This window comes from Agrobacterium sp. rho-8.1, from assembly GCF_033957725.1.
GTDB lineage: Bacteria > Pseudomonadota > Alphaproteobacteria > Rhizobiales > Rhizobiaceae > Agrobacterium.
Window position 1 is genome coordinate 561,157 of the sequence record NZ_CP192788.1, and the last position, 23,017, is coordinate 584,173.

A 23,017-nucleotide genomic window follows, 5' to 3' on the forward strand; every position below is an offset into this window, starting at 1 on the left:
TTGAACGAAATCCGGGGTTGTTTTACGTCGCTTTCTCGCGAGCCACGGCCTGCCAGCCGATGTCGCTGCGGCTGAACCCATTGTCCCATCTCACGTCTTTTGCCAGGGCATAGGCGCGTGCTTGTGCTTCCGTTACGGTTTTGCCGAGTGCCGTGACGTTCAGCACGCGTCCGCCGGTAGCGACCAATTGTCCGTCTTTGAGCGCTGTCCCGGCATGAAACACCTTCGCATCTTCGCGTGCATCGGGAATATGGGCAATCGGCGTGTTCTTATCGTAGGATGCGGGATAGCCCTTGGAGGCCAGAACGACGGTCAGCGCCGCATCGTCGCTCCACTCTGCCGTCACCTGGTCAAGCGTCCCGGTGGCCGTGGCGTAGAGAATGGGCAGCAGATCGCTTTTCAGGCGCATCATGAGCACCTGGCACTCGGGATCGCCGAAACGGACATTGTATTCGATCAGCTCCGGGCCTTTTTTCGTGATCATCAGGCCTGCGAAGAAAACGCCGGAGAAAGGGTTGCCATCCTTCGCCATGCCCTTAATCGTCGGCTCGATGATGTCCTTCATGGTCCGCTCGACCATCGCGGGCGTCATCACCGGCGCTGGCGAATAGGCGCCCATGCCACCAGTATTGGGGCCGGTGTCTCCATCGCCGACGCGCTTGTGGTCCTGCGCGGTGGCCAGCGCGAGAGCCGTCTTGCCATCGGAAAGGCAAAAGAAGCTGGCTTCCTCGCCATCGAGGAAGGCTTCCACCACGACTTCAGCGCCAGCAGCACCAAAGGCTCCATCAAAACAATCATCGATGGCGGCCAGCGCTTCCGCCTCACTCATCGCGACTGTCACGCCTTTACCCGCTGCCAGACCATCGGCCTTGATGACGATCGGCGCGCCCTGTTCACGAACATAGGCCTTCGCCGGTTCTGCAGAATGGAAGCGCTGGTAGGCGCCTGTCGGGATATCGTAACGGGCGCAAAGATCCTTGGTGAAACCCTTGGAGCCCTCAAGCTGAGCCGCTGCCTTCGATGGGCCGAAGGTGGCAATGCCTGCGGCGCGCAGATCATCCGCCAGACCAGCAACCAGCGGTGCTTCCGGGCCGACGACGACGAAGTCGATATCCTTGTCTTTGCTAAAGGAAATGACGGCAGCATGGTCTTCGACATCGAGCGAGACCAGCGTGGCGTGTTCGGCAATGCCGGGATTGCCGGGGGCGGCGTAAAGGTGTTGGAGAAGGGGGGACTGGGCGATTTTCCATGCCAGCGCATGTTCGCGTCCGCCGGAACCGATCAACAGAACTTTCATGGTCGACACCCCTGTCATCTCGCCTTTAATCGTGTTGTTGGGGCGTTAAGGGCCAAGGGCTGAAAGGTCAAGCTCAGCCCATGCTTTTCTGTGGAATCGCGCAAGCTTCTTGTTGTCATGCCACATTCAGTATCTATGTTCTGGCAAATTTAAAACAGTTCAGAGAACCATATGTCCGCAGATAATGCCCGCCTTGCACCAACCATCGCTTCCGAGATCAACGCCCGCGCCGAACAGGTGAAGGCAGCGATTGCGCTGCTGGATGAGGGAGCGACCGTGCCCTTCATCGCCCGCTATCGTAAGGAAGTGACCGGCGGGCTCGATGATACCCAACTCCGCACATTGGCGGAACGGCTGTCCTATCTGCGAGAACTCAACGCAAGGCGCGCTTCGATCGTTGATTCCATCAGCGGTCAGGGAAAGATGAGCGATGAACTGATGGTCAAGATCGTGTCTGCCGCGACCAAGGCCGAACTCGAAGACCTCTACCTTCCCTACAAACCCAAGCGCCGTACCCGCGCCGAGATTGCCCGTGAGCGTGGACTGGGCCCGTTGGCGCAGGCCATATGGGACAATCGCAGTTCGGACCCCTCTGTTTTGGCACAGGCCTATGTGCAGGGAGAGGTCGCGGATGTGAAGGCGGCGCTTGAGGGTGCCCGCGACATCGTTGCCGAAACCATGACCGAAAATGCTGATCTGCTCGGCCGTCTGCGTGATTATATGCGCCGCAACGCCACCTTCCGAGCCAAGGTGGTGGACGGCAAGCAGGCGACGGGCGAAAAGTTCTCCGATTATTTCGACCATTCCGAAAAATGGGCGACCGTTCCCGGCCACCGTGCGCTGGCCATGCTGCGCGGCTGGAACGAAGAAGTGCTGACGCTGACCATCGATGTGGATGCGGATGATCCATCGCCGGTCAAGCCCGCGCAGCGCAGCATCGCCAGCGCGTTCGATATTCGCGGTGCCGGTCCCGCCGATGCTTGGCTGATGGAGGTTGCCGGCTGGACGTGGCGCGTCAAGCTTTCCATGTCGCTTTCGCTGGATTTGATGCGCGAGTTGCGAGAGCGTTCGGAAGAAGAGGCCATCCACGTCTTTGCCCGTAACCTGAATGCTCTGCTGTTGGCGGCGCCTGCCGGTTCGCGCCCCACCATGGGCCTAGATCCCGGCATTCGCACCGGCGTCAAGGTCGCCATCATCGATGGCACAGGCAAGCTGCTGGACACGACGACGGTTTATCCGTTCCCGCCGAGGAACGACATTCGCGGGGCGCAGACGGAGATGGCAAGCCTGGTGCGCAAGCACAATGTCGAGCTGATTTCCATCGGCAACGGTACCGGCAGCCGTGAAACGGAGCGGCTGGTGGCGGATATGCTGACCCAGATTGCCGGGCCCAAACCCACCAAGGTCATCGTTTCAGAAGCTGGCGCATCGATCTATTCGGCCTCGGCCAGTGCCGCTGCCGAATTCCCCAATCTGGACGTGTCCATCCGTGGTGCTGTTTCCATTGCCCGCCGTCTGCAAGACCCGCTGGCAGAACTGGTGAAGATCGAGCCGAAGTCCATCGGCGTCGGCCAGTACCAGCATGACGTGGATCAGGGCAAGCTGTCGCGCTCGCTGGATGCTGTTGTCGAAGATGCGGTGAATGCGGTGGGTGTCGATCTCAATACGGCATCGGCACCACTCCTGTCTCGCGTTTCGGGCCTGGGTAGCTCGATTGCCGATGCCATCGTTCTGCACCGTGACCAGACCGGGCCGTTTGCCAGCCGCAAGGAATTGCTGAAAGTCCCAAGGCTCGGCCAACGCACATTCGAACAATGCGCCGGATTTCTACGGATTCCCAATGGTAAGGAGCCACTGGATTCGTCTTCCGTGCACCCGGAAGCGTACGGCGTTGCCAAGAAGATCGTCGCCGCCTGCGGTCGCGACCTGCGCTCTGTGATGGGCGACAGCGCGGCATTGAAATCTCTGGACCCGAAACAGTTTATCGATGAGCAGTTCGGTCTACCCACCGTCAAAGATATCATTGCCGAACTGGAAAAGCCCGGCCGCGATCCACGCCCGAGCTTCAAGACCGCAACCTTTGCCGATGGCGTCGATGAAATCACCGATCTGAAACCGGGAATGCTGCTGGAGGGAACGGTGACTAACGTGGCCGCCTTCGGCGCTTTCGTGGATATCGGCGTTCACCAGGATGGTCTGGTTCACGTTTCCCAGCTTGCCGACCGCTTCATCAAGGACCCGCATGAGGTCGTGAAAGCTGGCGATGTGGTGAAGGTTCGCGTGGTGGAGGTGGACGTGAAACGGAAGCGCATTGCGCTGACCATGCGCAAGGACGGAGGTGAGGCGGCACCTCAGCCGATGCGCGAAAAAGGCACCGCAAATGTCATGCGCCATGCCAGCGCCAAGCCGCAGCCGCGCACAGAGACGGCGCAACCCGGCGGTGCATTGGCCGCGGCGATGGCCGAAGCCATGAAGAAACGTTGATCCAAGGTTGAAAAGAGCGGTTTCCATTCAAAGGAAGCCGCTTTTACGGCATGAAATTATTCAATTTATTTGAAAGTAGACCCGCTTGAAAGTTTGAATGAAAGCGATAGCTTTACCCCAATTGATAAGTGAGACTTAGCTTATTGGGGGTAAAATGGCCTCGTCTCTGCATGCTTTGCTTGGAAAAATAGTCAAGACCGGCAATCTCGTGGTAACCGCGCCCAGCGGGCTGCATGTCTATGGAGACGGGACCGGGAAAAAAGTTGCTCTCAACTTCACCGATGATGCGGCGATGGATGAGATTGCGGGAGATCCCGCCCTCAAACTTGCTGAAATCTATATGGAAGGCCGCATGGCTGTCGTCGAAGGCGACATCTATGATTTTCTGGCACTGATCAAAGGCAACACGCTGAGCCAAGCGCTTACGTTCGGCATGGTCTGGCGCGGCATGGCACGCATCATTGCATCGCGCATCAAGATGCATCTGCCCGTCAACCACAACAGGGACAATGTCGCCCACCACTACGACTTGAGCGCCAAACTGTTCGATCTGTTTCTGGACGAGGACTGGCAATATTCCTGCGCCTACTTCAATCCGCCCGGCATCAGCCTCTATGAGGCGCAGCTCGCCAAGAAACGTCACATCGCGGCAAAGCTCATGCTGGAGCCCGGCCAGCGGGTGCTCGAAATCGGCTCCGGCTGGGGTGGCATGGCGATGTATCTGGCTGAAAGTTCAGGTGTTGATGTTACCGGCATTACGCTCAGCGAAGAGCAGTTGCGGGTCTCGCGCGACCGCGCGCACAAGCGCGGGCTGGCGGACAAGCTGCGTTTCGACTTGCAGGACTATCGTCATCTGTCCGCCTCCAGCAAATATGACCGTATCGTCTCGGTCGGAATGTTCGAGCATGTCGGGCCGACGCATTACCGCGAATATTTCACCAAAGCCGCGGAGTTGCTGGATGGTAGCGGCGTGATGGTAATGCATTCCATCGGCCAACCCTATCCGGCACTTGCCACAAATCCCTTCATCGAAAAGTATATTTTCCCCGGCGGGTATATTCCCTCCTTGTCGGAGGTTCTGCCTGCCGTCGAAAAATCCGGCCTGCTGGTGCGCGACATCGAAATATTGCCGATGCATTACGCTCACACCTTGCGCAAATGGCGCGAGCGTTTCGTAGCCAACAAGGCTGAAGCCATTGCCATTTACGATGCGCGTTTCTTTCGAATGTGGGAATTTTATCTGGCGGGTTCCGAGATGGCGTTCACGCACGAAAGCTTCCATATTTTCCAGATTCAACTGGCAAAGCGTGGAGACGTCGTGCCTGACAATCGGGATTATATCGCCGCCACGGAAGAGAGACTGCGCGAATTCGAAAAGACGCGACCACCGCTGGAAAAAGTCCTATTTTGACGGCGCAGCGCGGGTTGCCGGGGTGTTTTGCTTGACGCTTCGTAAAGGCCGAGCGTAGAACGCTTGGCATGGTTGACCAAGGCGATCTTTCCGGCCGCGTTTCTGACGCGCCATCCAACAATTGGGTCTATCGGATATTGCCGAGGACGCTATGGCCCTATGCGCAGCTGGCGCGTTGGGACCGTCCCATCGGTTGGGAATTGCTGATGTGGCCCTGTTTCTGGTCCGCAGCGATGGCGGCCAACACAGCGCAGCATCTCGGCACATTTTCCTGGGGTCTTCTGCTTTTTCATCTCTTTCTGTTTTTCGCCGGTTCGGTCGCCATGCGCGGCGCGGGCTGCACCTATAATGATCTGGTCGACCACAAGATCGATATGGCGGTGGCGCGCACCCGCTCTCGACCCCTCCCATCGGGCCGGGTCAGTCGCAAACAGGCGAAAATTTTCATCGTCATTCAGGCGCTGGCTGGACTGGCGGTGTTGTTGTGCTTCAACGGTTTTGCCATTGTCGTTGGCTTCTCGTCGCTCATATTCGTGGCGATCTATCCTTTCGCCAAGCGCTTCACCAACTGGCCGCAGTTTTTCCTCGGACTTGCCTTCTCGTGGGGTGCTCTCATGGGCTGGGCGGGTCAATTCGGATCGCTATCGATCTCGGCTTTCCTGCTTTACGCTGGCGCGATTGCCTGGACGATCGGTTACGATACGATCTATGCGCATCAGGACCGGGAAGACGATACCGCTGCCGGTATCGGTTCGACCGCGCTGTTGTTTGTAGATAAGACGCATAGCTGGCTGATCGGTCTTTATGGGGCAGCCTTGGTCTTCATCTTTCTTGCATTCGTGGCGGCGGGTGTTCCCTGGACAGGCTATCTTGGCCTTGTCATCTCCGCCTTTCTCCTGTTTGGCCAGGTAAGGGCGCTCGATATCGACAATGTCGAACAATGTCTGGCTCTGTTCAAATCCAACAACCGCGTCGGTCTTCTGATTTTCGCCGGTCTGCTTTTGCCGCTGGTTTTCGGTTGATACGAAAAACCCGGCGACGTCTTTCGACGCTCCGGGTTTTTCGTTTTGTCCGCAGATGCGGAGGATCAGCTGCGGGCGATGATTTCCTTGCCTTGGATGCGCATGCTCATACCCAGCGAACCGGTGCTGCGGCGCACGAGGAAGCGCGGGCGGCGGTCCGCGAAGTAGGAATGGCGGCGGCGCGGGCTGGTGGTCTTGGTACGGACATGGCCGAGATGATCTTCCAGCGGGCGGGCAACGCCATCGGCTTCCACCATCAGCATGGGAATGCGGTAGGCCTCAGACCAGCTGCGCCAGTCGGCAGCGATGTCGCACAGGTCGTGCGCCACCAGCAGCGGAATGCAGAGGTCCGGGTCGTCGTGGTGAAGTTCAAGCGTCACGGTGACCTGTCCGTCACCATGGTCGATGGCGCGTGCAGCGACACCCTTGAAGGCGCGGGCCGGAAGCGCAAAGGACAACGGAAGACCGCTGGACTCGAGAACCTTGCGAAGAACTGCGCCGCGCTCGTCGAGCGTGATAGCGATATCGGCTGAACCCTTGTCCTTGCCGTAGGTGATCTGCTGCGGGAACCGCGTAGGGTCGAGCCGGAGTGTCGCGCCTGCCCATTCGGGCTTCAGAACAGTGTTGGTCATCATGCTATCCTTGTTTTACCTGAGAGCCGTTTCATGGTCTCGTCCGGGACTTTTCGTCCTCTGATAGGGAGAAGATAGCGACCGCTTCTTCGAGACAGCTTAAAAATCGAGGTTAAGAAAACTTTGCATTCCCAAATGGTTAGCAAAACGCAGATCGATAGGGTTTCGAATTCCTGAATTGGCACGGCAGCCTGTGGGGAGACGTCTGTGCCGAGATCGGATTTCCAGTTCATGTAGACAGGGAAAACGCGTCTGCCGTCCCTGCGCGCATCGCCCTGAGAAACAGGTAGCGCAGGGCTAAGTGCTCTCGGCAATTGCCGAAGGTGCGAAAGCCAAAAATGGATGGGGATGACGTGCGTGACGCCCAAAAAAGGGCGTCACCACGGGAGCCCGGGCTGTGGGCGGAGTGCTCTATTCTTAGACGGAAGCGATAAAGATGCGCGCTAGATGCGAACGACCTTGCCCGGGTTCATGACGCCGGCCGGATCAAACGCTGTCTTGATTCGGCGCATTAGCTCCATTTCGATACCTGGGCGGATGTCGGCAAGTTCGTCACGTTTTAACTGGCCGATGCCGTGTTCCGCAGAAATCGATCCACCATGCGACAGAACGATACCGTGGACAATGTGGTTGATCTCGCGCCAGCGGGCAATGAACTCCGCCTTGTCGGCACCAACGGGCTGGGAAATATTGTAATGGATATTGCCATCGCCGAGATGACCGAAGGCGCAGATGCGCGCACCCGGAATGGCGTTGAGAACGCCAGCCGCCGCTTCCGCCATGAATTCGGGGATTTTCGAGATCGGCACCGACACGTCGTGCTTGATGGAGCCGCCCTCCGGCTTTTGCGCATCCGACATGCTTTCGCGCATGTGCCACAGAGCCTGACGCTGCGCCTCCGATGTGGCAATGACGGCGTCCTGCACGATACCAGCCTCAAAACCCTGTTCAAGCAGGGTTTCCATCATGGTCTGCGCCGTCTCTGCCTTGTCGGAGGTCGAGATATCGATGAGCGCATACCATGGATGCGCTGTCTCCAAGGGGTCGCGGACGCCGGGAATGTGTTTGGCTGTAAACTCGATCCCGATGCGTGGCATCAACTCGAAGCCGGTGAGCGCCGCTCCGCACAAGGTCGAGGCGCGGTCAAACAGTTTCAGCGCTTCTTCCGGCGAATTGAGCCCCGCAAAGCCGACCTGATGCCCTTTAGGCTTAGGGAAGAGTTTCAGCACCGCACCGGTGATGATGCCGAGCGTGCCCTCGGAGCCGATGAAGAGATCGCGCAGATCGTAACCGGTATTGTCCTTCTTGAGGCGGCGAAGACCATTCCAGATCTCGCCGGTCGGTAGAACGACTTCGAGCCCCAGGCAAAGCTGCCGCATATTGCCATAAGCCAGAACGGCGGTGCCGCCGGCATTGGTGGCAAGGTTGCCGCCGATGCGGCAGGACCCTTGCGAACCCAGTGACAGGGGAAACATGCGTTCCACCTTCTCGGCCGCCTGATGAACGTGATCCAGGATGCAGCCACCATCCACGACGATGACATTGGCAACGGGATCGATGTCGCGAACGCGGCTCATGCGTTCCAGAGACAGAATGACGTCGCTGGCATCGCTGCGCGGCGTCTGTCCACCCACGAGGCCTGTGTTGCCCGTTTGCGGGACAATGGCCGTGCCGGTTTCGCTGGCGAGCTTCATGATGGCAGCGACCTCCTCCGTCGAGGCCGGTTTCAACAGAAGCGGCGAGGCGCCCTTATAAAGTCCGCGATTTTCCACCAGGTGAGGCGCAAGATCAGCCTGATCGCGTACGGCGTTCTTCTCACCGACGATGGTCACGAAACGGTGGAGTAGATCATCGGGCAGGGCGGTTGTCGTCATGATGTCCTCGTTCAGGGGCGTGGTGCAGCGGCACGCGCCAGCCGGTCGTTGATGGCTTCGCCAAGGCCGGTGTCGGGAATGGGGGTAATGGCGATGCTGCGCGCTCCGCTGGCATCTGCGGTTTTGAGGTGGTGAAACAGGTTCGTCGCGGCTTCCGCCAGATTGCCGGTAGGGCTGAGATCGAGCACGGTCACGGCATGTGCTTCACCGGCTATCGCGCCGCCACCAAAACGGATCAGGGCCTCGCCTCTCTCGACGGTGACGGCATTCAATCGCACGGATGCCCCGGGCGCGTAATGAGAGGCCAGCATTCCAGGCGCTTCAATGGCAGCGGATGCTTTTGCCGACCGGACAAGCGTTAGACCCAGGATACGCTCAATTTCTTCTGCGACGAGCCCGCCGGGACGCAGGAGGCGAACGGTGCCATCCGTTTCGACCTTGAGGATCGTGGATTCCACGCCGACCAGTGCTGCGCCGCCATCCAGAATAAGGCTGACCTTATCACCCAGATCCGCCTCCACATGAGCGGCGCTGGTAGAGCTGATCTTGCCGGAACTGTTGGCACTGGGGGCTGCGAGCGGCTTGCCGAAAGCAGCGATCAGGTCACTGGCAAAACCCGTGGGAATGCGGATGCCGACGGTATCAAGACCCGCCGTCGCCAGCGCGTGGATCTGGCTGCCGGGCTTCAAAGGCAGGATAAGGGTCAGTGGTCCCGGCCAGAATGCGTTCGCGAGTTTGCGCGAGATCGGATCGAAGATCGCATACGCTTCCGCCATCTCGATGCTTGCCATATGGCAGATCAGCGGATTGAACTGCGGGCGCCCCTTGGTTTCATAAATGCGGGCAATGGCGGCAGAGTTCGTGGCATCTGCCGCAAGACCGTAAACCGTCTCGGTGGGAATGGCGACGGGATGACCGGATGACAGGATATCGACAGCGTCGCGAAGCGCCGTTTCCCTGTTATGGTCGATATGAATATGACGCGCCATGGATGCTTGAGCCTTTCAGGCGTGCCGCCTGAGGCGCCACACTTTCGCGCGGCATCCTTTAGAGGTTTTCAGCCCAGTTGAAAAGCCGTCTGTGGGATGGTGTCAGAGCGTGCGGATGAACTTGCGCATCTCGCTGGAGCGGGTACCCAGCATCAGCACGTTCTTAAGCGCGATTTTCGGGTCGCTTGTGCGAAACAACAGGCCATCGCGATGAATGGCCTTGTTGATCTTGACTGTCTTGTCACCGGCCATATCCATGGCGACGGCGAAATACATGCGCGACTGGCGCGGGTCGATATTCTCGAAGAACTGCTCGTCGCCACACAGTTCGGAGAAGAAGTTGGCGAAATAGAAAGAAAAAAGCACCGGCGTCCGCGCATCGAAGCTGGTCCGGGATGCCGTCACGTGGCAGTAGCCGAGGTGCGGGCTTTCTTCGATGGTGCGATGGAATACCATTTGCGGAAAACGGATCGAATCATGAAAGGAGTTCAGCCGGGAATGGGTCATTTCACCAGCAGTCTGGAGCTTGCGGCCGGTGATTTCGGCGACCTGATCATGCGTCAGATAACGCGGTTCGCGGGGTATCCACTTTTGCTCATAACGGGCAATTTTTCCGGTACGCAAAAAATCCGAGTGAGCCGTCTTCGTACGTGCAGGTGCCGTTGTGCGAGCGTTCGCATCGAAGTAGCGGATTTGCGTTCCCTTCTCCATCGGAAGAACTCCTGTTTGCCTATCTCCTTGTTTTTACGAGGAGTAGGTTAAGATTTTCTTGTTGCGATGGAATCGACGTTAAGGAATATGCAGCAGGTGTTTGTGTCATATTGCGACGAAATTTTCCAGAAATAGCTTATTAACACGCTGTTTTAAAAGTATAATCGGGTCGGGCAGTATTTATGAGGCATGTCGCAATTTGTCGCCAATGCGGAAGCCGATGTCGCTGTATGTGGTGCTGAATATCTGCGCGAATGGTTAGATCATTTCAGCTAAACGCGGAAATGATGCTTTGGAAGCGAGCCGCGACTTTTCGAGGACATGGCCATGGATTTGCGTGAAACCGTATTGCGCCAACTGAAAAACCGTCGTGAAGGCTTCACGTTGGAGCAGCCCTTCTACGTGGATCAGGACTATTTCCAGCTGGATATGGAAAACATCTGGTACCGCGACTGGCTTTTCGTAGCTCATGATTGCGAAGTGCCCAAAACCGGCACCTATCTGACCGTGCAGATCGGCGATTACTCGGTCGTTATCGTGCGCGGCAAGGATGGCGTGATCCGCGCTTTTCACAACTCCTGTCGCCACCGTGGTTCGCGTGTCTGCACCAGCCAAAAGGGCCAGTCGGCACGTCTGGTCTGTCCTTATCACCAGTGGACCTATGATCTGGATGGCAAGCTTTTGTTTGCCCGGCATATGGGAGACGATTTCAACAAGGGTGATTTCGGCCTGAAGCCGATTGCCTGTGAAGCCGTGGCTGGCTACGTCTTCATCTGTCTGGCAGAGCAGCCGATGGATTTCGCTCCGGTGCGTGCCGAAGTCGAAGCCTACATGGCGCCGCACCGAATCTGGGAGGCGAAGGTCGCCCATGAGAGCACCATCATCGAAAAGGGCAACTGGAAGCTCGTCTGGGAAAACAATCGTGAGTGCTATCACTGCGCCGCCAACCACCCGGAGCTGTGCCGCACCTACCCGGAAAATCCGAGCGTGACAGGCACCGATGGCGGTGCCAGCGATCCGGAAATCGGCGGTCATTGGGCGCGCTGCGAGGCCGCCGGCCTGCCGAGCCGCTTCAAGATAGACCCCAAGGGGCAATTCCGTGTGGCTCGCATGCCGCTGATCGGAGAAGCAGAAAGCTATACGATGTCGGGCAAGCGTGCCGTTCGCCGCCCGTTGTCCGATGACGTGACCATCGACCATATCGGTGCGCTGCTTCTGTTCCACTACCCGACGACGTGGAACCACTTCCTCGGCGACCATCTGATTTCCTTCCGTGTGCTGCCGCTTGGGCCACAGGAAACACAGGTCACGACGAAATGGCTGGTCCACAAGGACGCCGTGGAAGGTGTCGATTACAATCTCGAGGACCTGACGCATGTCTGGAACGAGACCAATGATCAGGACCGCCGCATCGTCGAGGAAAATGCTTTCGGCATCCGTTCGCCTGCGTATGAACCGGGGCCCTATTCGATGGAAGACGAAGGCGGCGTCATGCAGTTCGTGAACTGGTATGCCGATTTCATGATCGACCGTCTGTCTGGCGACACACAAAAACTCTCGGCCGTCGCATGACCTTGGTGAACATGGCGACCACCTACAAGCATATCGATGAGATGAAGCCGTGGAGCGATAAGCTTCACATGCTGGAATGCATTTCTGTCACGCCCGAGACGCCTGACGTGATGACATTCCTGTTTCGATCCGACGGTCCGAACTGGTTCCGTTATCTGCCGGGTCAGTTCGTGACGCTGGAACTGCCGGTGGGGCCGGACCCACTTTTTCGCACCTACACGCTGTCTTCCAGCCCATCACGCCCCTATGCGCTGGCCGTTACGGTCAAGGCGCAAGCAAGCAGTATCGGCACACGCTGGATGTTCGATAACCTCAAGCCCGGCATGCGCATTCGCGCGTTGGGCCCGCTGGGGGATTTCTCCTATGTGCGCCATCCCGGCGACAAATACCTGTTCATCTCGGCAGGTTCCGGTGTGACGCCGATGATGTCGATGGTGCGGGACATGAGCGACCGCGCACCGCTGAGCGACATTCATTTCATCAACTGCTCGCGTTCTCCGTCCGATATCGTCTTCCGGCACGAACTCGAATATCTCGCCCGCTTCATGCCCAATCTTTCGCTTGGTTTCATCGTCGAAAATTGCGGGCGTACCGATCTGTGGTCGGGGCTGAAGGGTATGGTGGACAAGGCCAAGATCGCGTTGCTCTCGCATGATTTTATGGACCGCACAGTGTTTTGCTGCGGGCCTGAGCCGTTTATGGCGGCCATCCATTCCATGCTGGAAGCGTCCGGCTTCGATATGGCCCGCTACCATCAGGAAAGCTTTGCTCCCGCAACGCCGGTTGCCGTGGGTCCGAGTGCGGCACTTGAAGATGGCGAGGTCCTGGCGAAGATCGGTTTTACGCTTTCCGGCAAGGACGTTCCTTGCCAGCCGGGCCAAACGATCCTGATGACCGCACGTGCGGCGGGTGTGCGCATCGGCGCTGCCTGCGAATCCGGCATATGCGGAACATGCCGCGTTCTGAAGCTCTCCGGCGAGGTGGAGATGAACCACAATGGCGGCATTCTCGATGAAGATATCGAGGAGGGATATATCCTTGCCTGCTGCTCACGCCCATTGACGGATGTTCAGGTAGAGGCTTGATTATACTTGGGTTCCATTTTGCACAATGGAACCAATATCGAATTTTCCCGTTAGTTGGTCATCAAAGCGCGGTCTCAACGCGTAGTCCCATAAAACGGAGGAAACTCATGCTGAATTTGCGCAAGACCAGTGTTGCGACAGCGTTCATCATGCTTTTGACGAGCTTTACGCCGTCTCAGGCATTCCAGGCCCCGGTTCCAATGCCGAAACCAGTCCAGTCAACGACCACAACGACAGACAATGTCGTACAGGTACAGTATGACGGACGTCGCATCTACCGCGACCGCAATTTCCGCAATCGGGATTTTCGTAGCCGCGACCGCGATTATCGTCGTCCATCCTACCGCCAGGGGTATTATAATGGCCACCGTGGCTACCGCGATCGCCGTCCGGGCTATCGTCAGCACAATGGCATGTGGTTCCCGTTGGCAGCATTTGCGACAGGTGCAATCATCGGCGGTGCAGTATCGCAGGGTCGTCCATCCTACGGCAGTAGCCACCAGCAGGCATGCGCAAGCCGTTACCGCTCGTACCGCGCGTCTGACAACACGTATCAGCCAAACAATGGCCCACGCAGACAGTGCGTCACCAATTAAATGATGATCTTGGAAGGGCCCGGCATGCGTCGGGCTTTTCCTATTGTGTGTACTCGGAAGCCATCAAGTGACTGTGAACACACTGTTAATGCTGGGTTCAGCTAGCTATTTATAATCTAAGAAACATATAAATAGACCCACATTTCGTGGACAGAATACCAACAGAAGAACATCGTTATTCACAATGCGCCGGCAGTGTACCCGGCGGTGAATGGAGGAAATCAGATGCAAAACTATATGAAAACCCTTTGGGCTACCGGGTTCTCGGCGTTGATCGCCGCTGGCTCTGTCGTGCCGGCGCAGGCAATGCCGATCTCCGTTGCTCCACCAGCGGTCGAAAAGGCCGATACTGGTGTGGTGAACGTCCAATACTGGCGCGACCGTGGTTACAGACGCGACTATGGCGGCGGTTATTACCGCGGTCACCGTGGCTATCGCGACTACCGTCCGGGGTATCGTAATCACAATGGCTACTGGTTCCCGCTGGCTGCATTCGGTGCTGGTGCGATCATTGGCGGAGCCCTGTCGCAGCCTCGCGAGGTCTACCGTCCCGTGCCGGAATATCGTCCGCGCCCGGTCTATCGTGCTGCTCCGCGTGCCGGTGTCACCCAGAGCCACGTGAACTGGTGCTCTGGTCGTTACCGTTCGTATGATGCCTATAGCAACACGTTCCAGCCTTATAACGGCCCACGTCAGACCTGCTATTCGCCTTACGGCTGATCGACATATATTTCAAAGTGAGAAACGCCGTCCGGCTCCATCCGGGCGGCGTTTTGCATTTAGAGAATGCCGACACGGCGCAGGATGACCCAGGCAAACAGAATCGACGCAATGATGAAGCTGGCGGCATAGATCGTGCCGCTGGTTCCTTCCGTAAAGGGGAGGGCGCCGGTGTTCATGCCGAAAAAGCCGGTGACCAGCGTCGGAGGCAAAAGAAAGGCCGTCATCAGCGATAGGATGTAGAGGTGCCGATTGGTTTCAGAGGAAAGCTTCGAATCGACCTCTTCATGCAGCAGCCGTGCACGCTCCTGAAGCGCGTAGACATCGTGATCAATGGATTCAAGGCGTCCGGTCAGCCGGGCCGCGATCTCTTCGAAGCCGAATGGCATTTCCTCGTCATCCGCCGCTGACGCTCTGCGCATCAATGTCAGCACCGTGCGCAGATGCCGGTGGAGGCGCACTACGGTACGGCGTACGGGTGCCAGCCTGCGGCGTTCGTCGCGGGGCGTGGCGTCATAAACGAAATCCTCGATGGCGTTCAGCTCTTCGGTCGTTTCCATGACCAGTGCGATCAGGCTGCGCTGGAATTCCGCGACGAGGCCCTCGAAAACATGCGAGGGTGTGGAAAAGCGCTTGGGGTTCTTGTCGATTGCGGCGCGCAGGCGGTCGATAGACCGAAGTGGTTGCAAGCGGGTGGTGATGATGTAACGTTCCCCCAACGCAAAATGCAGCCAACCGATATCGCGCGTTTCCTGATCGAACTCCCTCTGGAAATCGATCAGCGTTCCATACAGCGCGCCGTCATCGACGACGATGGATGGGTGCGTTTCATGCGTCGTGAGGTTCGCCTTGATGCTGTCGTCGAGTGCAGGAACGTTCTCCAGAAAGCCCGCAACGCGTGAGTCTGCGAGGTTTAAGTGTAGCCAGAAAAAGCCGTCTTCGGTCTGGAGGTCGGCAAGTGTTACGTCCGCCCCCAATCGGACGCAGGGCTCGATTCCCGGACGAAAGCGGTAGGCCCAGACGAGGCCGGGGATGGCTGGGTGAGGAATGTCCATGCGCTTGATCCTGAAACATGGTCGCGGCGAGGAGCGGAAGACAATTCCGCTTATGCGACAAGATCATGCTGATCAGAGTTTTGTGACAGTTTGATTACGGTCATGCCGATTGCCGCAGGTCGGTTTCGAACGCAAACCGCCGCACGCTTTAAGTTGAACACATCGGGGATATTTCAAATTGACGTTTACGTAAAAATCAATTAGCCCCGAAGGCTATCGCTTTGCAACGTTGACGCTTCGGGAGGAGGCAGAATGTATCTCGCACCGGTAGACGATATCGCTTTTACGCTGAAACACGTGGCAGGCCTCAAGGTCGCGCTGGAAGAAGGCGCGTTCGGTGATCTCGATGAAGATACCGTCGATGCCATTCTCCATGAGGCCGGTCGTTTCGCCACCGAAGAGGTTGCACCTCTGGCAGAGATCGGTGACCGCCAAGGCTCCAAGATCGTGGATGGTGTCGTGCGGACGCCGGATGGCTGGGCCGATCTCTACCGCCGTTGGGCAGAAGGCGGCTGGAACGGACTGACCGCGCCGGAAGAATTCGGCGGGCAGGCCCTGCCGCATCTGTTGAATGTGGCGGCTCTCGAGATGTGGAACTCCGGCTCCATGGCTTTCGCCCTTTGCCCGACGCTGACAATGGGTGCGGTGGAAGCCATCGCCACCCATGGAAGCGACGAGCTCAAAGCCACCTATCTGGAAAAACTGGTGTCCGGCGTCTGGACCGGAACCATGAACCTGACGGAACCGCAGGCCGGATCGGATCTTGCTGCCTTGAAAAGCCGGGCGGAGCGCGTCGGCGATGGCAGCTACCGGATCTTCGGCCAGAAAATCTACATCACCTGGGGTGAGCACGACGCAGCCGACAACATCATCCATCTGGTGCTGGCGCGCCTGCCGGATGCGCCCGGCGGTACACGCGGTATCTCGCTCTTTCTCGTCCCGAAATTCCTGCCCGATGAGGCAGGCAATCCCGGTGACCGCAACGATCTCTTCTGCCACGCGCTGGAGCACAAGCTCGGTATTCATGGTTCTCCCACCTGCACGATGATTTTTGGGGATGGTCGCTATGGCTCCGAAAAAGGTGCACTCGGCTGGATCGTCGGTGAGGAAAACAAGGGATTGGCCTGCATGTTCACCATGATGAACAACGCGCGTCTGGCCGTCGGCATGCAGGGTGTGGCGATCTGCGAAGCGGCAACGCAAAAGGCGATCGCCTATGCCAAGGAGCGTACGCAGGGCAAAGCGCCCGGTACCAAAGCGACGGGCATGAGCCCGATCATCGAGCATCCTGATATCGCCAGAACGCTTCTGACCATGAAGGCGCTGACACAAGGCTCCCGCGCCATTTCCTTCTCCTGCGCTCATGCCATCGATATGAGCCACGCGAAAACCGATGCAGCGGAGCGCAAGTTCTGGCAGGAACGGGCGGCCCTTTTAACACCTATCGCCAAGTCCTTTTCAACCGATGCCGGAGTAGACGTGGCCTCGCTCGGCATTCAGGTTCACGGCGGTATGGGCTTTATCGAGGAAACGGGAGCGGCTCGCTATCTGCGCGATGCACGGATCGCGCCGATCTACGAAGGCACCAACGGTATTCAGGCCATTGACCTCGTCATGCGCAAATTGCCGCTCTCCGAGGGCGCGCAGGTGCGTGGGTTCATCGCCGAACTGAAAGAGCAGGCGCAGGCGGTGCACGCGTCCAACACACCGGAGCTTGGCGAAACCGCCCGCTATCTTGACCGGAGCATTTCCGATCTGGAGGAGGCGACCGATTGGCTGCTGGGCGCCTTGGCAAACGGTGAAACTACTGCTGCACTTGCCGGTGCCACACCGTATCAGCGTTTGTTCGGGCTTGCCTTGACGGGTGCTTATCTCGCCAAGGGTGCTTTGGCGTCGGTTGATGATGGGCAGGGCTCCAACCGGATCGCTCTTTGCCGTTTCACCGCCGAAAACCTTCTTGCTGAAACGTCTGCCTTGAAGGATCGTGTGATATCCGGAGCCGCGAGCCTTGAAGCCGCCCGCGCCGTTCTGGCTTAAGGAGTTCTCATGTCTGCCGATCATATCCTTATTGAACGTCCGCACGCGACACCCGGCGTGCTGGTCATTCGTTTCAACCGACCGGACAAGAAAAACGCCATCACGGACGCCATGTATCGCACCATGATCGATGCCTTGCAGACGGCGGATGCCGATGCTGATATTCGCGTCATCGCATTTCTCGGCTCAAACGGCTGCTTTTCGGCGGGTAATGACATGGCTGATTTCATGGCCTTTGCCATGTCCGGTGGCAAGGGTCGGCTGGCGGCGGGGGATTTCCTGCATGCGCTGGTCGGCGTTCAAAAACCCATCGTATCAGGTGTGGACGGTCTCGCCATCGGCATCGGCACCACGCTCAACCTGCATTGCGACCTGACGGTTGCCTCCGCCCGCAGTCTGTTCAAGACGCCTTTCGTGGATTTGGCTTTGGTGCCGGAAGCGGCTTCCAGCCTGCTCGTGCCGCGCGTCATGGGCCACCAGCGTGCCTTCGCGCTGCTGGCCGCGGGTGAAGGCTTTTCGGCAGATCAGGCACTTCAGGCTGGTTTGATATGGAAAGTCGTGCCCGAAGCCGACGTCGAGAGTGAAACGCTGAAAATTGCATCGTCGCTTGCAGCAAAGCCACCGCAAGCGCTCAAAATCGCCCGTGACCTGCTGCGCGGAGATGGCGCTGACATTCGGGCACGGATCGACGCAGAAATTGTGCATTTCGCTGCCCAGCTGCAGAGTGCGGAAGCCAGAGCCGCGTTCGAGGCATTCATGCGCCGTTAAGCGTGGCTGATGAAAATGGGCGGGTCTTATGGAATTGCCGATGAAGGCTGTTTAGTCTTTGAGGAAACAACGTCCGTCTTCAAGGAAGCCCATCCATGCGCCCCCTCCTTTTCGCAACGCTTGCCCTCGTCATGTCGCTATCCAGTGTCGCAGGTGCGGCCAGCCTCCAGCCACCCTCGATGTCGCAGTCGGCCCAAAGCGATATCATTGAAGTGCAAAATTTCAACAGTCAGGCCGGTTCGTCCAACCGAAACAACGGTTATGACCGCCGCCACCAGCGCTTCGTCTGCGTCGTCACGCCACCTGACAGCGCCAACCGCTCGCGACCCTATGTCTGCCCTGTTCAGCAAGGACGAGTTGGTGGACGCTGCCGTTGCAGCGGTGTCGTTGGCAACGGCAATATCGATACCGCCTGGTAGGCGTTACTTTTCCAGCGTTGCGACCGCTTCCACATGCGGCGACCATAAAAACTGGTCGATGGGCGTCACCTTGGTAATGCGGTAGCCGCCCTCGACCAGAATAGCGAGGTCACGCGCAAGCGACAGCGGATTGCAGCTGACGGCAACGATCTTTTTCACGCCGCTGCGGGCCAGTTCCTTGCATTGCGCTTCCGCTCCTGCGCGTGGCGGATCGAAGACTACGGCATCGTAGTTCTTCAGTTCCTTGACGGTCAGCGCATGGCGAAACAGGTCGCGCTTTTCAATTGTTACGGGTTTCAGGCCTTGCGTATTGCGGGCCGCAAGATCGAGCGCCTTGAGCGCCTTGTCTTCGGCCTCCACCGCGTGAACCTTACCCAGACGCGCCAACCGCAGGGCGAAGGTGCCGGAGCCGCTGAACAGGTCGGCGATGCGTTTCGATTTGCCCACATGGGCCAGAACCAGTTCGGCCATGGCATCTTCCGCCTGCTTGGTGGCCTGCGCAAAACCACCGGCGGGCGGCGTGATCTTGACGCCGTCGAATTGAATGACAGGCCTCAGCGGTTCGATCAGGATTTCACCCGAGAGCGAAACACGGGCAATACCGCGCATCGACAGCACGATTTCAGTTACGGTACGGCGCTGCTTGTCACTGGCCGTCTTGATACCCTCGAAGCAAATATCAAGTCCCGAAAGCGTTTCCATCACGGTGATGCGGAACGGTTCGGCGGTCGATGCAAGCGGCGCACCGATGGCTCGGATCGCATCGAGACGCGATACGATACCATCGGTCGTGACGGGACATTCTTCGATGGCGACGATATGGTGGCTGTTGGCCTGACTAAAGCCGAGCAGCAACCCCTTTTCGGTTTTGCGGGCCGTGAAGACCACACGGCGTCTTTCGGCGGGGCGACATTGCACCAGCGCACCGACCTCGACGTCCAATCCCTTCGACTTCAGTGCGGAGACGACGAGGCTGCGCTTGAAAACGTGGTATGGCTCGTCGGCAAGGTGTTGCAACGAGCAGCTCCCACACGTGCCGCTTTTTCCATCGGGTCCGAAATGGCGACAGGCAGGCTCGCGCCGCTCGGGTGCCGCCTCGGTGATCGACATGATGGTGCCCTGGTCCTTGATACGGGCAATCGCAACGGTCTCTCCAGGCAGTGCGAAAGGGACGAAGATCGGACCATCTGCTTCGTGCACGATGCCATCGCCCTGCGCGCCGAGGCCTTGTATTTTCACGGTCTGCGCGGTCATGGCTTGCGGCCTCCGAGAAGAAACTCCTCGGTCCCATCACCACCGGCGATGGGGGAGGGGATGAGGCCAAGGCTGATCCAGCCCATGTCTTCCACCAGCCAGCGCTCAAGTTCTGCGGCAACAGCCGGTGCCGTCTCAGGCTCTTTCAGCAGGCCTGCCTTGCTGATCGCATCGCGTCCTGCTTCGAATTGCGGCTTCACGAGCAAAATGGCCAGCGCACCGGACTCGACCAATTCAAGGGCAGGCGCCAGCGCCAGCTTCAACGATATGAACGACACATCCGACACGATAAACCGGATCGGCCGGTTATCGATATCATCGCTTGTCAGGAAGCGTGCGTTGAAACCTTCGATGCTGGTGACACGACGGTCGTTTTCGATGCGGGGATGGATTTGGCCGTGGCCGACATCGATAGAGGTCACGTGGGACGCGCCGCGTTTCAGCAACACCTCGGTAAAGCCACCGGTGGAGGCGCCAACGTCAAGACATTCCAGATTGCGTGGGTCCAGCTCGAAGTAGTCGAGTGCTGCAACCAGTTTCAATGCCGCGCGCGATACGTAATCCTGCGCCGGATCGCTGATCTCGAAGACGACATTTCCAGGAAATGTCAGGCTTGGTTTGGTGACGACCTTGCCGTTGACGCGTACGGTGCCGCGCGCAACCGCGTCGCGTGCACGGGAGCGGCTGGCGAACAGGCCGCGCGATACCAGAAGCTGGTCCAGCCGGTGATTTTCAGATGAATGAGACATGGTCGTGTCAATGACTGCCAAAAGCCCGGAAAGCAAGCGTTTTGTAGTGGCAAAGCACTGAGCGGAGCGCAAAACTCAATTTCCACACGGGTGCAGCACCTGTGGCCATCCCCAGCGTTTAAGCGAAAATAAACGGCTTGGTGGCACTGTGTCGCAAAGCTGAGTTTAGACCCAACATTTCCGCCATGAAGGCGGGCCTCCCCGAAAGAGATTACGTGGTGTCCAGGCTGCTCGCCTGCTGTCACACCAGAAGCGTGTCGAAAGAGTCGTCGATGTCTTTGAAAAATCTACCTATCAACCTGAAGCTGGTCGTCACGTTCGTTGCCCTGATGGCTGTTTGCCTGATCGCGTCGGCGGTTGTCTTCATGCAAACGATTGAAGCCAAGCGTGTTTCTGAACGTCAGACGAACACCGCCAAGATCATGTCAAATATTGACGACGCGAAAGCGGCGATGCTGGAGCAAGCGGTCAACCAGCGCGGCTTCCTGCTGTTTCGCAGCGATAGCACATATAATGATGTGTTTGCCCAACGTGACCTGATGTTGAAGAAACTGGATGAGGCCCGCAGCCTCGCCGTCGGTCAGTCGGAAATCCTGAAATCCATCGATGACATGCAGGCAACGGCGACCGTGTTCTACACGCAGTTGGCTCAGCCCCAGATGGCAGCTCGCAAGAACACGGAGGCACCGATTTCCGAGGTCATCGAAATTGGACGCAATCAGGCCAAGGGCCAGCTGGATAATTTCCGTGCTGCTGCCGCCAAGATCAAGACTGAGCTGGCAGCCGCTTCCGAAATCCAGGTCGCTGCACAAGCTGCCGCGCATACCAATCTGGAGTTTGCTCTTCTCGGTGGCGGTGCCGCCGCCGGCCTCGTTGCAATTGTGCTGATCTGGGCGCTATCGCGTGCCATCGTCTCGCCGATTGTCGGTATGACGGATGCGATGAGCCGCCTTGCCGGTGGTGATACGACAGTCGATGTTCCTGCACTGGACCGTGGCGACGAGGTTGGCAAGATGGCGCAAGCCGTTCTGGTCTTCAAGGAAGCCGGCATCGAAAAGTCCCGCCTTTCGGACGAAAGCGACCGCATGCGCTCCTCGACAGAGGCAGATCGTCGCCGCAACGAAGCCGAAAAAGCCCGCACCGAAGCCGAACAGACTTTTGCTCGTGATGAGCTGGCCAAAGGTCTGCAGGCTCTGGCCGACGGCAATCTGGTCTACCGGATCGATACGCCGTTTGCTGAGTTTATCGAACCCTTGCGCGTCAACTTCAACAACTCTCTGGACAAGCTTCAGGAAGCCATGCGCACGGTCGGCGAAAATGCCTCCGCCATCAATGCCGGTGCTTCCGAGATGCTGTCGTCTGCAGATGACCTGTCGCGCCGTACCGAGCAGCAGGCGGCTTCTATCGAAGAAACGGCCGCAGCGCTTGAGGAAGTCACGACCACCGTGCGTGACAGCGCCAAGGGTGCGGAAGAGGCAAGCGCTCTGGTTCAGCGTGCACGCTCCGGCGCTGAAAAATCAGGTACCGTTGTCCGTAGCGCCGTATCTGCCATGCAGGCCATTGAAAAGTCTTCGGGCGAAATCACCAATATTATCGGTGTTATCGACGACATCGCGTTCCAGACCAATCTCCTGGCTTTGAACGCCGGCGTCGAAGCGGCGCGTGCCGGTGAAGCGGGCAAGGGCTTTGCGGTTGTCGCGCAGGAAGTGCGTGAACTGGCGCAGCGTTCTGCAAACGCTGCAAAGGAGATCAAGACACTGATCAGCGCCTCTACCCAGCAGGTCGAAAACGGCGTGAACCTCGTCGGCGAAACCGGCAAGGCACTGGAACTGATCATCGCTGAAGTCGAGGAGATCAACACCCACGTCAGCACCATCGTCACGGCTGCCCGCGAACAGGCAACCGGTCTTCAGGAAATCAACACGGCCGTCAACACCATGGATCAGGGCACGCAGCAGAACGCAGCGATGGTGGAACAGCAGACCGCTGCGAGCCACGCCCTTGCCCGCGAAGCCGAAGCACTGAACGACCTCATCGGCCAGTTCAACCTCGGCAATGGCACCCGTGCCGCCACAGCCTTTGCACCAGCACAGCACAGTGCGCCGCGTTCCTTCTCTGCGTCGGCGCCGAAGCCGGTCTATTCGCAGGCTCCACGCCCTGCGGCAAAGATTGCTCAGCCAACGGCGCGTCCGGTTTCGTCTCCAGCGCGCGCACTTGGCCAGAGCCTGGCGAAAGCCTTCTCGCCGAAGGCCGAAACATCCGCCAAGCCGGTGGCACAGGATTGGGAAGAATTCTGAGACAAACCATAACGTGAAATGAAAAACCCGCCGGAGAGATCCGGC

Annotated in this window: 19 protein-coding genes; 11 read left to right on the plus strand and 8 right to left on the minus strand. The window is 58.3% G+C overall.

Annotation, left to right across the window (positions count from 1 at the left end):
- Positions 1 to 22: 22 nt before the first annotated feature.
- Entirely contained in the window at positions 23 to 1,297 is a 1,275-nt protein-coding gene (gene purD / locus RMR21_RS02760; protein ID WP_498669195.1) for a phosphoribosylamine--glycine ligase, read from the minus strand.
- A gap of 171 nt (positions 1,298 to 1,468) precedes the next feature.
- On the opposite strand from purD, the gene RMR21_RS02765 reads away from it, so the two are divergent.
- From RMR21_RS02765 to ubiA, 3 genes are all read left to right on the plus strand, one after another.
- Positions 1,469 to 3,781, plus strand: a complete 2,313-nt coding sequence (locus RMR21_RS02765) for a Tex family protein (protein ID WP_498669196.1) — start codon at positions 1,469 to 1,471, stop codon at positions 3,779 to 3,781.
- A 154-nt stretch (positions 3,782 to 3,935) separates the two neighbouring features.
- Positions 3,936 to 5,192 carry a cyclopropane fatty acid synthase gene (locus tag RMR21_RS02770; protein WP_498669197.1) on the plus strand — a complete coding sequence of 419 codons (1,257 nt, stop codon included), beginning with the start codon at positions 3,936 to 3,938 and terminating at the stop codon, positions 5,190 to 5,192.
- A 68-nt stretch (positions 5,193 to 5,260) separates the two neighbouring features.
- On the plus strand, positions 5,261 to 6,214 hold the full coding sequence (gene ubiA / locus RMR21_RS02775) for a 4-hydroxybenzoate octaprenyltransferase (protein ID WP_498669198.1): 954 nt from the start codon (positions 5,261 to 5,263) through the stop codon (positions 6,212 to 6,214).
- A gap of 65 nt (positions 6,215 to 6,279) precedes the next feature.
- Here the strand turns inward: ubiA and RMR21_RS02780 are convergent, their stop codons facing one another.
- The 4 genes from RMR21_RS02780 to RMR21_RS02795 all read right to left on the minus strand — a co-directional run bounded on the left by RMR21_RS02780 (position 6,280) and on the right by RMR21_RS02795 (position 10,420).
- Entirely contained in the window at positions 6,280 to 6,846 is a 567-nt protein-coding gene (locus RMR21_RS02780; protein ID WP_498669199.1) for a DUF6101 family protein, read from the minus strand.
- Between the two features lie 443 nt (positions 6,847 to 7,289).
- A complete protein-coding gene (locus tag RMR21_RS02785; protein WP_498669200.1) occupies positions 7,290 to 8,720 on the minus strand; it encodes an FAD-binding oxidoreductase in 1,431 nt (476 codons plus the stop codon).
- Positions 8,721 to 8,731: 11 nt separating this feature from the next.
- Positions 8,732 to 9,709, minus strand: a complete 978-nt coding sequence (locus RMR21_RS02790) for an L-threonylcarbamoyladenylate synthase (protein WP_498669201.1) — start codon at positions 9,707 to 9,709, stop codon at positions 8,732 to 8,734.
- 102 nt (positions 9,710 to 9,811) lie between these two features.
- The gene (locus tag RMR21_RS02795; protein ID WP_498669202.1) at positions 9,812 to 10,420 is read right to left on the minus strand and encodes a DUF6656 family protein; all 609 of its coding nucleotides are present in this window, start codon (positions 10,418 to 10,420) and stop codon (positions 9,812 to 9,814) included.
- 327 nt (positions 10,421 to 10,747) lie between these two features.
- Between RMR21_RS02795 and RMR21_RS02800 the strand changes: the two genes are divergently transcribed.
- From RMR21_RS02800 to RMR21_RS02815, 4 genes are all read left to right on the plus strand, one after another.
- The gene (locus RMR21_RS02800) at positions 10,748 to 11,992 is read left to right on the plus strand and encodes an aromatic ring-hydroxylating oxygenase subunit alpha (protein ID WP_498669203.1); all 1,245 of its coding nucleotides are present in this window, start codon (positions 10,748 to 10,750) and stop codon (positions 11,990 to 11,992) included.
- An 11-nt stretch (positions 11,993 to 12,003) separates the two neighbouring features.
- Entirely contained in the window at positions 12,004 to 13,077 is a 1,074-nt protein-coding gene (locus RMR21_RS02805) for an FAD-binding oxidoreductase (RefSeq protein ID WP_498670224.1), read from the plus strand.
- A gap of 107 nt (positions 13,078 to 13,184) precedes the next feature.
- A complete protein-coding gene (locus tag RMR21_RS02810) occupies positions 13,185 to 13,673 on the plus strand; it encodes a BA14K family protein (RefSeq protein ID WP_498669204.1) in 489 nt (162 codons plus the stop codon).
- Between the two features lie 225 nt (positions 13,674 to 13,898).
- Positions 13,899 to 14,393, plus strand: a complete 495-nt coding sequence (locus RMR21_RS02815) for a BA14K family protein (RefSeq protein WP_498669205.1) — start codon at positions 13,899 to 13,901, stop codon at positions 14,391 to 14,393.
- Positions 14,394 to 14,452: 59 nt separating this feature from the next.
- Here the strand turns inward: RMR21_RS02815 and RMR21_RS02820 are convergent, their stop codons facing one another.
- Complete coding sequence (locus RMR21_RS02820; RefSeq protein WP_498669206.1) at positions 14,453 to 15,448, minus strand: transporter; 996 nt, start codon at positions 15,446 to 15,448, stop codon at positions 14,453 to 14,455.
- Positions 15,449 to 15,700: 252 nt separating this feature from the next.
- Between RMR21_RS02820 and RMR21_RS02825 the strand changes: the two genes are divergently transcribed.
- The 3 genes from RMR21_RS02825 to RMR21_RS02835 all read left to right on the plus strand — a co-directional run bounded on the left by RMR21_RS02825 (position 15,701) and on the right by RMR21_RS02835 (position 18,672).
- A complete protein-coding gene (locus tag RMR21_RS02825) occupies positions 15,701 to 17,485 on the plus strand; it encodes an acyl-CoA dehydrogenase family protein (protein WP_498669207.1) in 1,785 nt (594 codons plus the stop codon).
- Positions 17,486 to 17,494: 9 nt separating this feature from the next.
- Positions 17,495 to 18,253 carry a crotonase/enoyl-CoA hydratase family protein gene (locus RMR21_RS02830; RefSeq protein WP_498669208.1) on the plus strand — a complete coding sequence of 253 codons (759 nt, stop codon included), beginning with the start codon at positions 17,495 to 17,497 and terminating at the stop codon, positions 18,251 to 18,253.
- Positions 18,254 to 18,348: 95 nt separating this feature from the next.
- Complete coding sequence (locus RMR21_RS02835) at positions 18,349 to 18,672, plus strand: hypothetical protein (protein WP_498669209.1); 324 nt, start codon at positions 18,349 to 18,351, stop codon at positions 18,670 to 18,672.
- A gap of 3 nt (positions 18,673 to 18,675) precedes the next feature.
- On the opposite strand, the gene RMR21_RS02840 is transcribed toward RMR21_RS02835, so the two are convergent.
- Positions 18,676 to 19,926: a class I SAM-dependent RNA methyltransferase gene (locus RMR21_RS02840; RefSeq protein WP_498669210.1), complete on the minus strand. Its 1,251-nt coding sequence runs from the start codon at positions 19,924 to 19,926 to the stop codon at positions 18,676 to 18,678.
- On the minus strand, positions 19,923 to 20,675 hold the full coding sequence (locus RMR21_RS02845) for a TlyA family RNA methyltransferase (protein WP_183894273.1): 753 nt from the start codon (positions 20,673 to 20,675) through the stop codon (positions 19,923 to 19,925). The genes RMR21_RS02840 and RMR21_RS02845 overlap by 4 nt, the downstream gene beginning before the upstream one ends.
- A 272-nt stretch (positions 20,676 to 20,947) precedes the next feature.
- Between RMR21_RS02845 and RMR21_RS02850 the strand changes: the two genes are divergently transcribed.
- Positions 20,948 to 22,972, plus strand: a complete 2,025-nt coding sequence (locus tag RMR21_RS02850) for a methyl-accepting chemotaxis protein (protein ID WP_498669211.1) — start codon at positions 20,948 to 20,950, stop codon at positions 22,970 to 22,972.
- Positions 22,973 to 23,017: the final 45 nt, after the last annotated feature.

What these genes read in the sequence shown, in the direction of transcription:
- RMR21_RS02830 (WP_498669208.1), top strand. Translation starts at nt 17,495, where the DNA reads ATGTCTGCCGATCATATCCTTATTGAACGTCCGCACGCGACACCCGGC.
- RMR21_RS02820 (WP_498669206.1), bottom strand. Translation starts at nt 15,448, where the DNA reads ATGGACATTCCTCACCCAGCCATCCCCGGCCTCGTCTGGGCCTACCGC.
- RMR21_RS02815 (WP_498669205.1), top strand. Translation starts at nt 13,899, where the DNA reads ATGCAAAACTATATGAAAACCCTTTGGGCTACCGGGTTCTCGGCGTTG.
- RMR21_RS02780 (WP_498669199.1), bottom strand. Translation starts at nt 6,846, where the DNA reads ATGACCAACACTGTTCTGAAGCCCGAATGGGCAGGCGCGACACTCCGG.
- RMR21_RS02850 (WP_498669211.1), top strand. Translation starts at nt 20,948, where the DNA reads ATGTCTTTGAAAAATCTACCTATCAACCTGAAGCTGGTCGTCACGTTC.
- RMR21_RS02825 (WP_498669207.1), top strand. Translation starts at nt 15,701, where the DNA reads ATGTATCTCGCACCGGTAGACGATATCGCTTTTACGCTGAAACACGTG.
- RMR21_RS02810 (WP_498669204.1), top strand. Translation starts at nt 13,185, where the DNA reads ATGCTGAATTTGCGCAAGACCAGTGTTGCGACAGCGTTCATCATGCTT.
- RMR21_RS02800 (WP_498669203.1), top strand. Translation starts at nt 10,748, where the DNA reads ATGGATTTGCGTGAAACCGTATTGCGCCAACTGAAAAACCGTCGTGAA.
- RMR21_RS02795 (WP_498669202.1), bottom strand. Translation starts at nt 10,420, where the DNA reads ATGGAGAAGGGAACGCAAATCCGCTACTTCGATGCGAACGCTCGCACA.
- RMR21_RS02770 (WP_498669197.1), top strand. Translation starts at nt 3,936, where the DNA reads ATGGCCTCGTCTCTGCATGCTTTGCTTGGAAAAATAGTCAAGACCGGC.
- RMR21_RS02790 (WP_498669201.1), bottom strand. Translation starts at nt 9,709, where the DNA reads ATGGCGCGTCATATTCATATCGACCATAACAGGGAAACGGCGCTTCGC.
- RMR21_RS02835 (WP_498669209.1), top strand. Translation starts at nt 18,349, where the DNA reads ATGCGCCCCCTCCTTTTCGCAACGCTTGCCCTCGTCATGTCGCTATCC.
- RMR21_RS02845 (WP_183894273.1), bottom strand. Translation starts at nt 20,675, where the DNA reads ATGTCTCATTCATCTGAAAATCACCGGCTGGACCAGCTTCTGGTATCG.
- RMR21_RS02805 (WP_498670224.1), top strand. Translation starts at nt 12,004, where the DNA reads ATGGCGACCACCTACAAGCATATCGATGAGATGAAGCCGTGGAGCGAT.
- purD (WP_498669195.1), bottom strand. Translation starts at nt 1,297, where the DNA reads ATGAAAGTTCTGTTGATCGGTTCCGGCGGACGCGAACATGCGCTGGCA.
- RMR21_RS02785 (WP_498669200.1), bottom strand. Translation starts at nt 8,720, where the DNA reads ATGACGACAACCGCCCTGCCCGATGATCTACTCCACCGTTTCGTGACC.
- ubiA (WP_498669198.1), top strand. Translation starts at nt 5,261, where the DNA reads ATGGTTGACCAAGGCGATCTTTCCGGCCGCGTTTCTGACGCGCCATCC.
- RMR21_RS02840 (WP_498669210.1), bottom strand. Translation starts at nt 19,926, where the DNA reads ATGACCGCGCAGACCGTGAAAATACAAGGCCTCGGCGCGCAGGGCGAT.
- RMR21_RS02765 (WP_498669196.1), top strand. Translation starts at nt 1,469, where the DNA reads ATGTCCGCAGATAATGCCCGCCTTGCACCAACCATCGCTTCCGAGATC.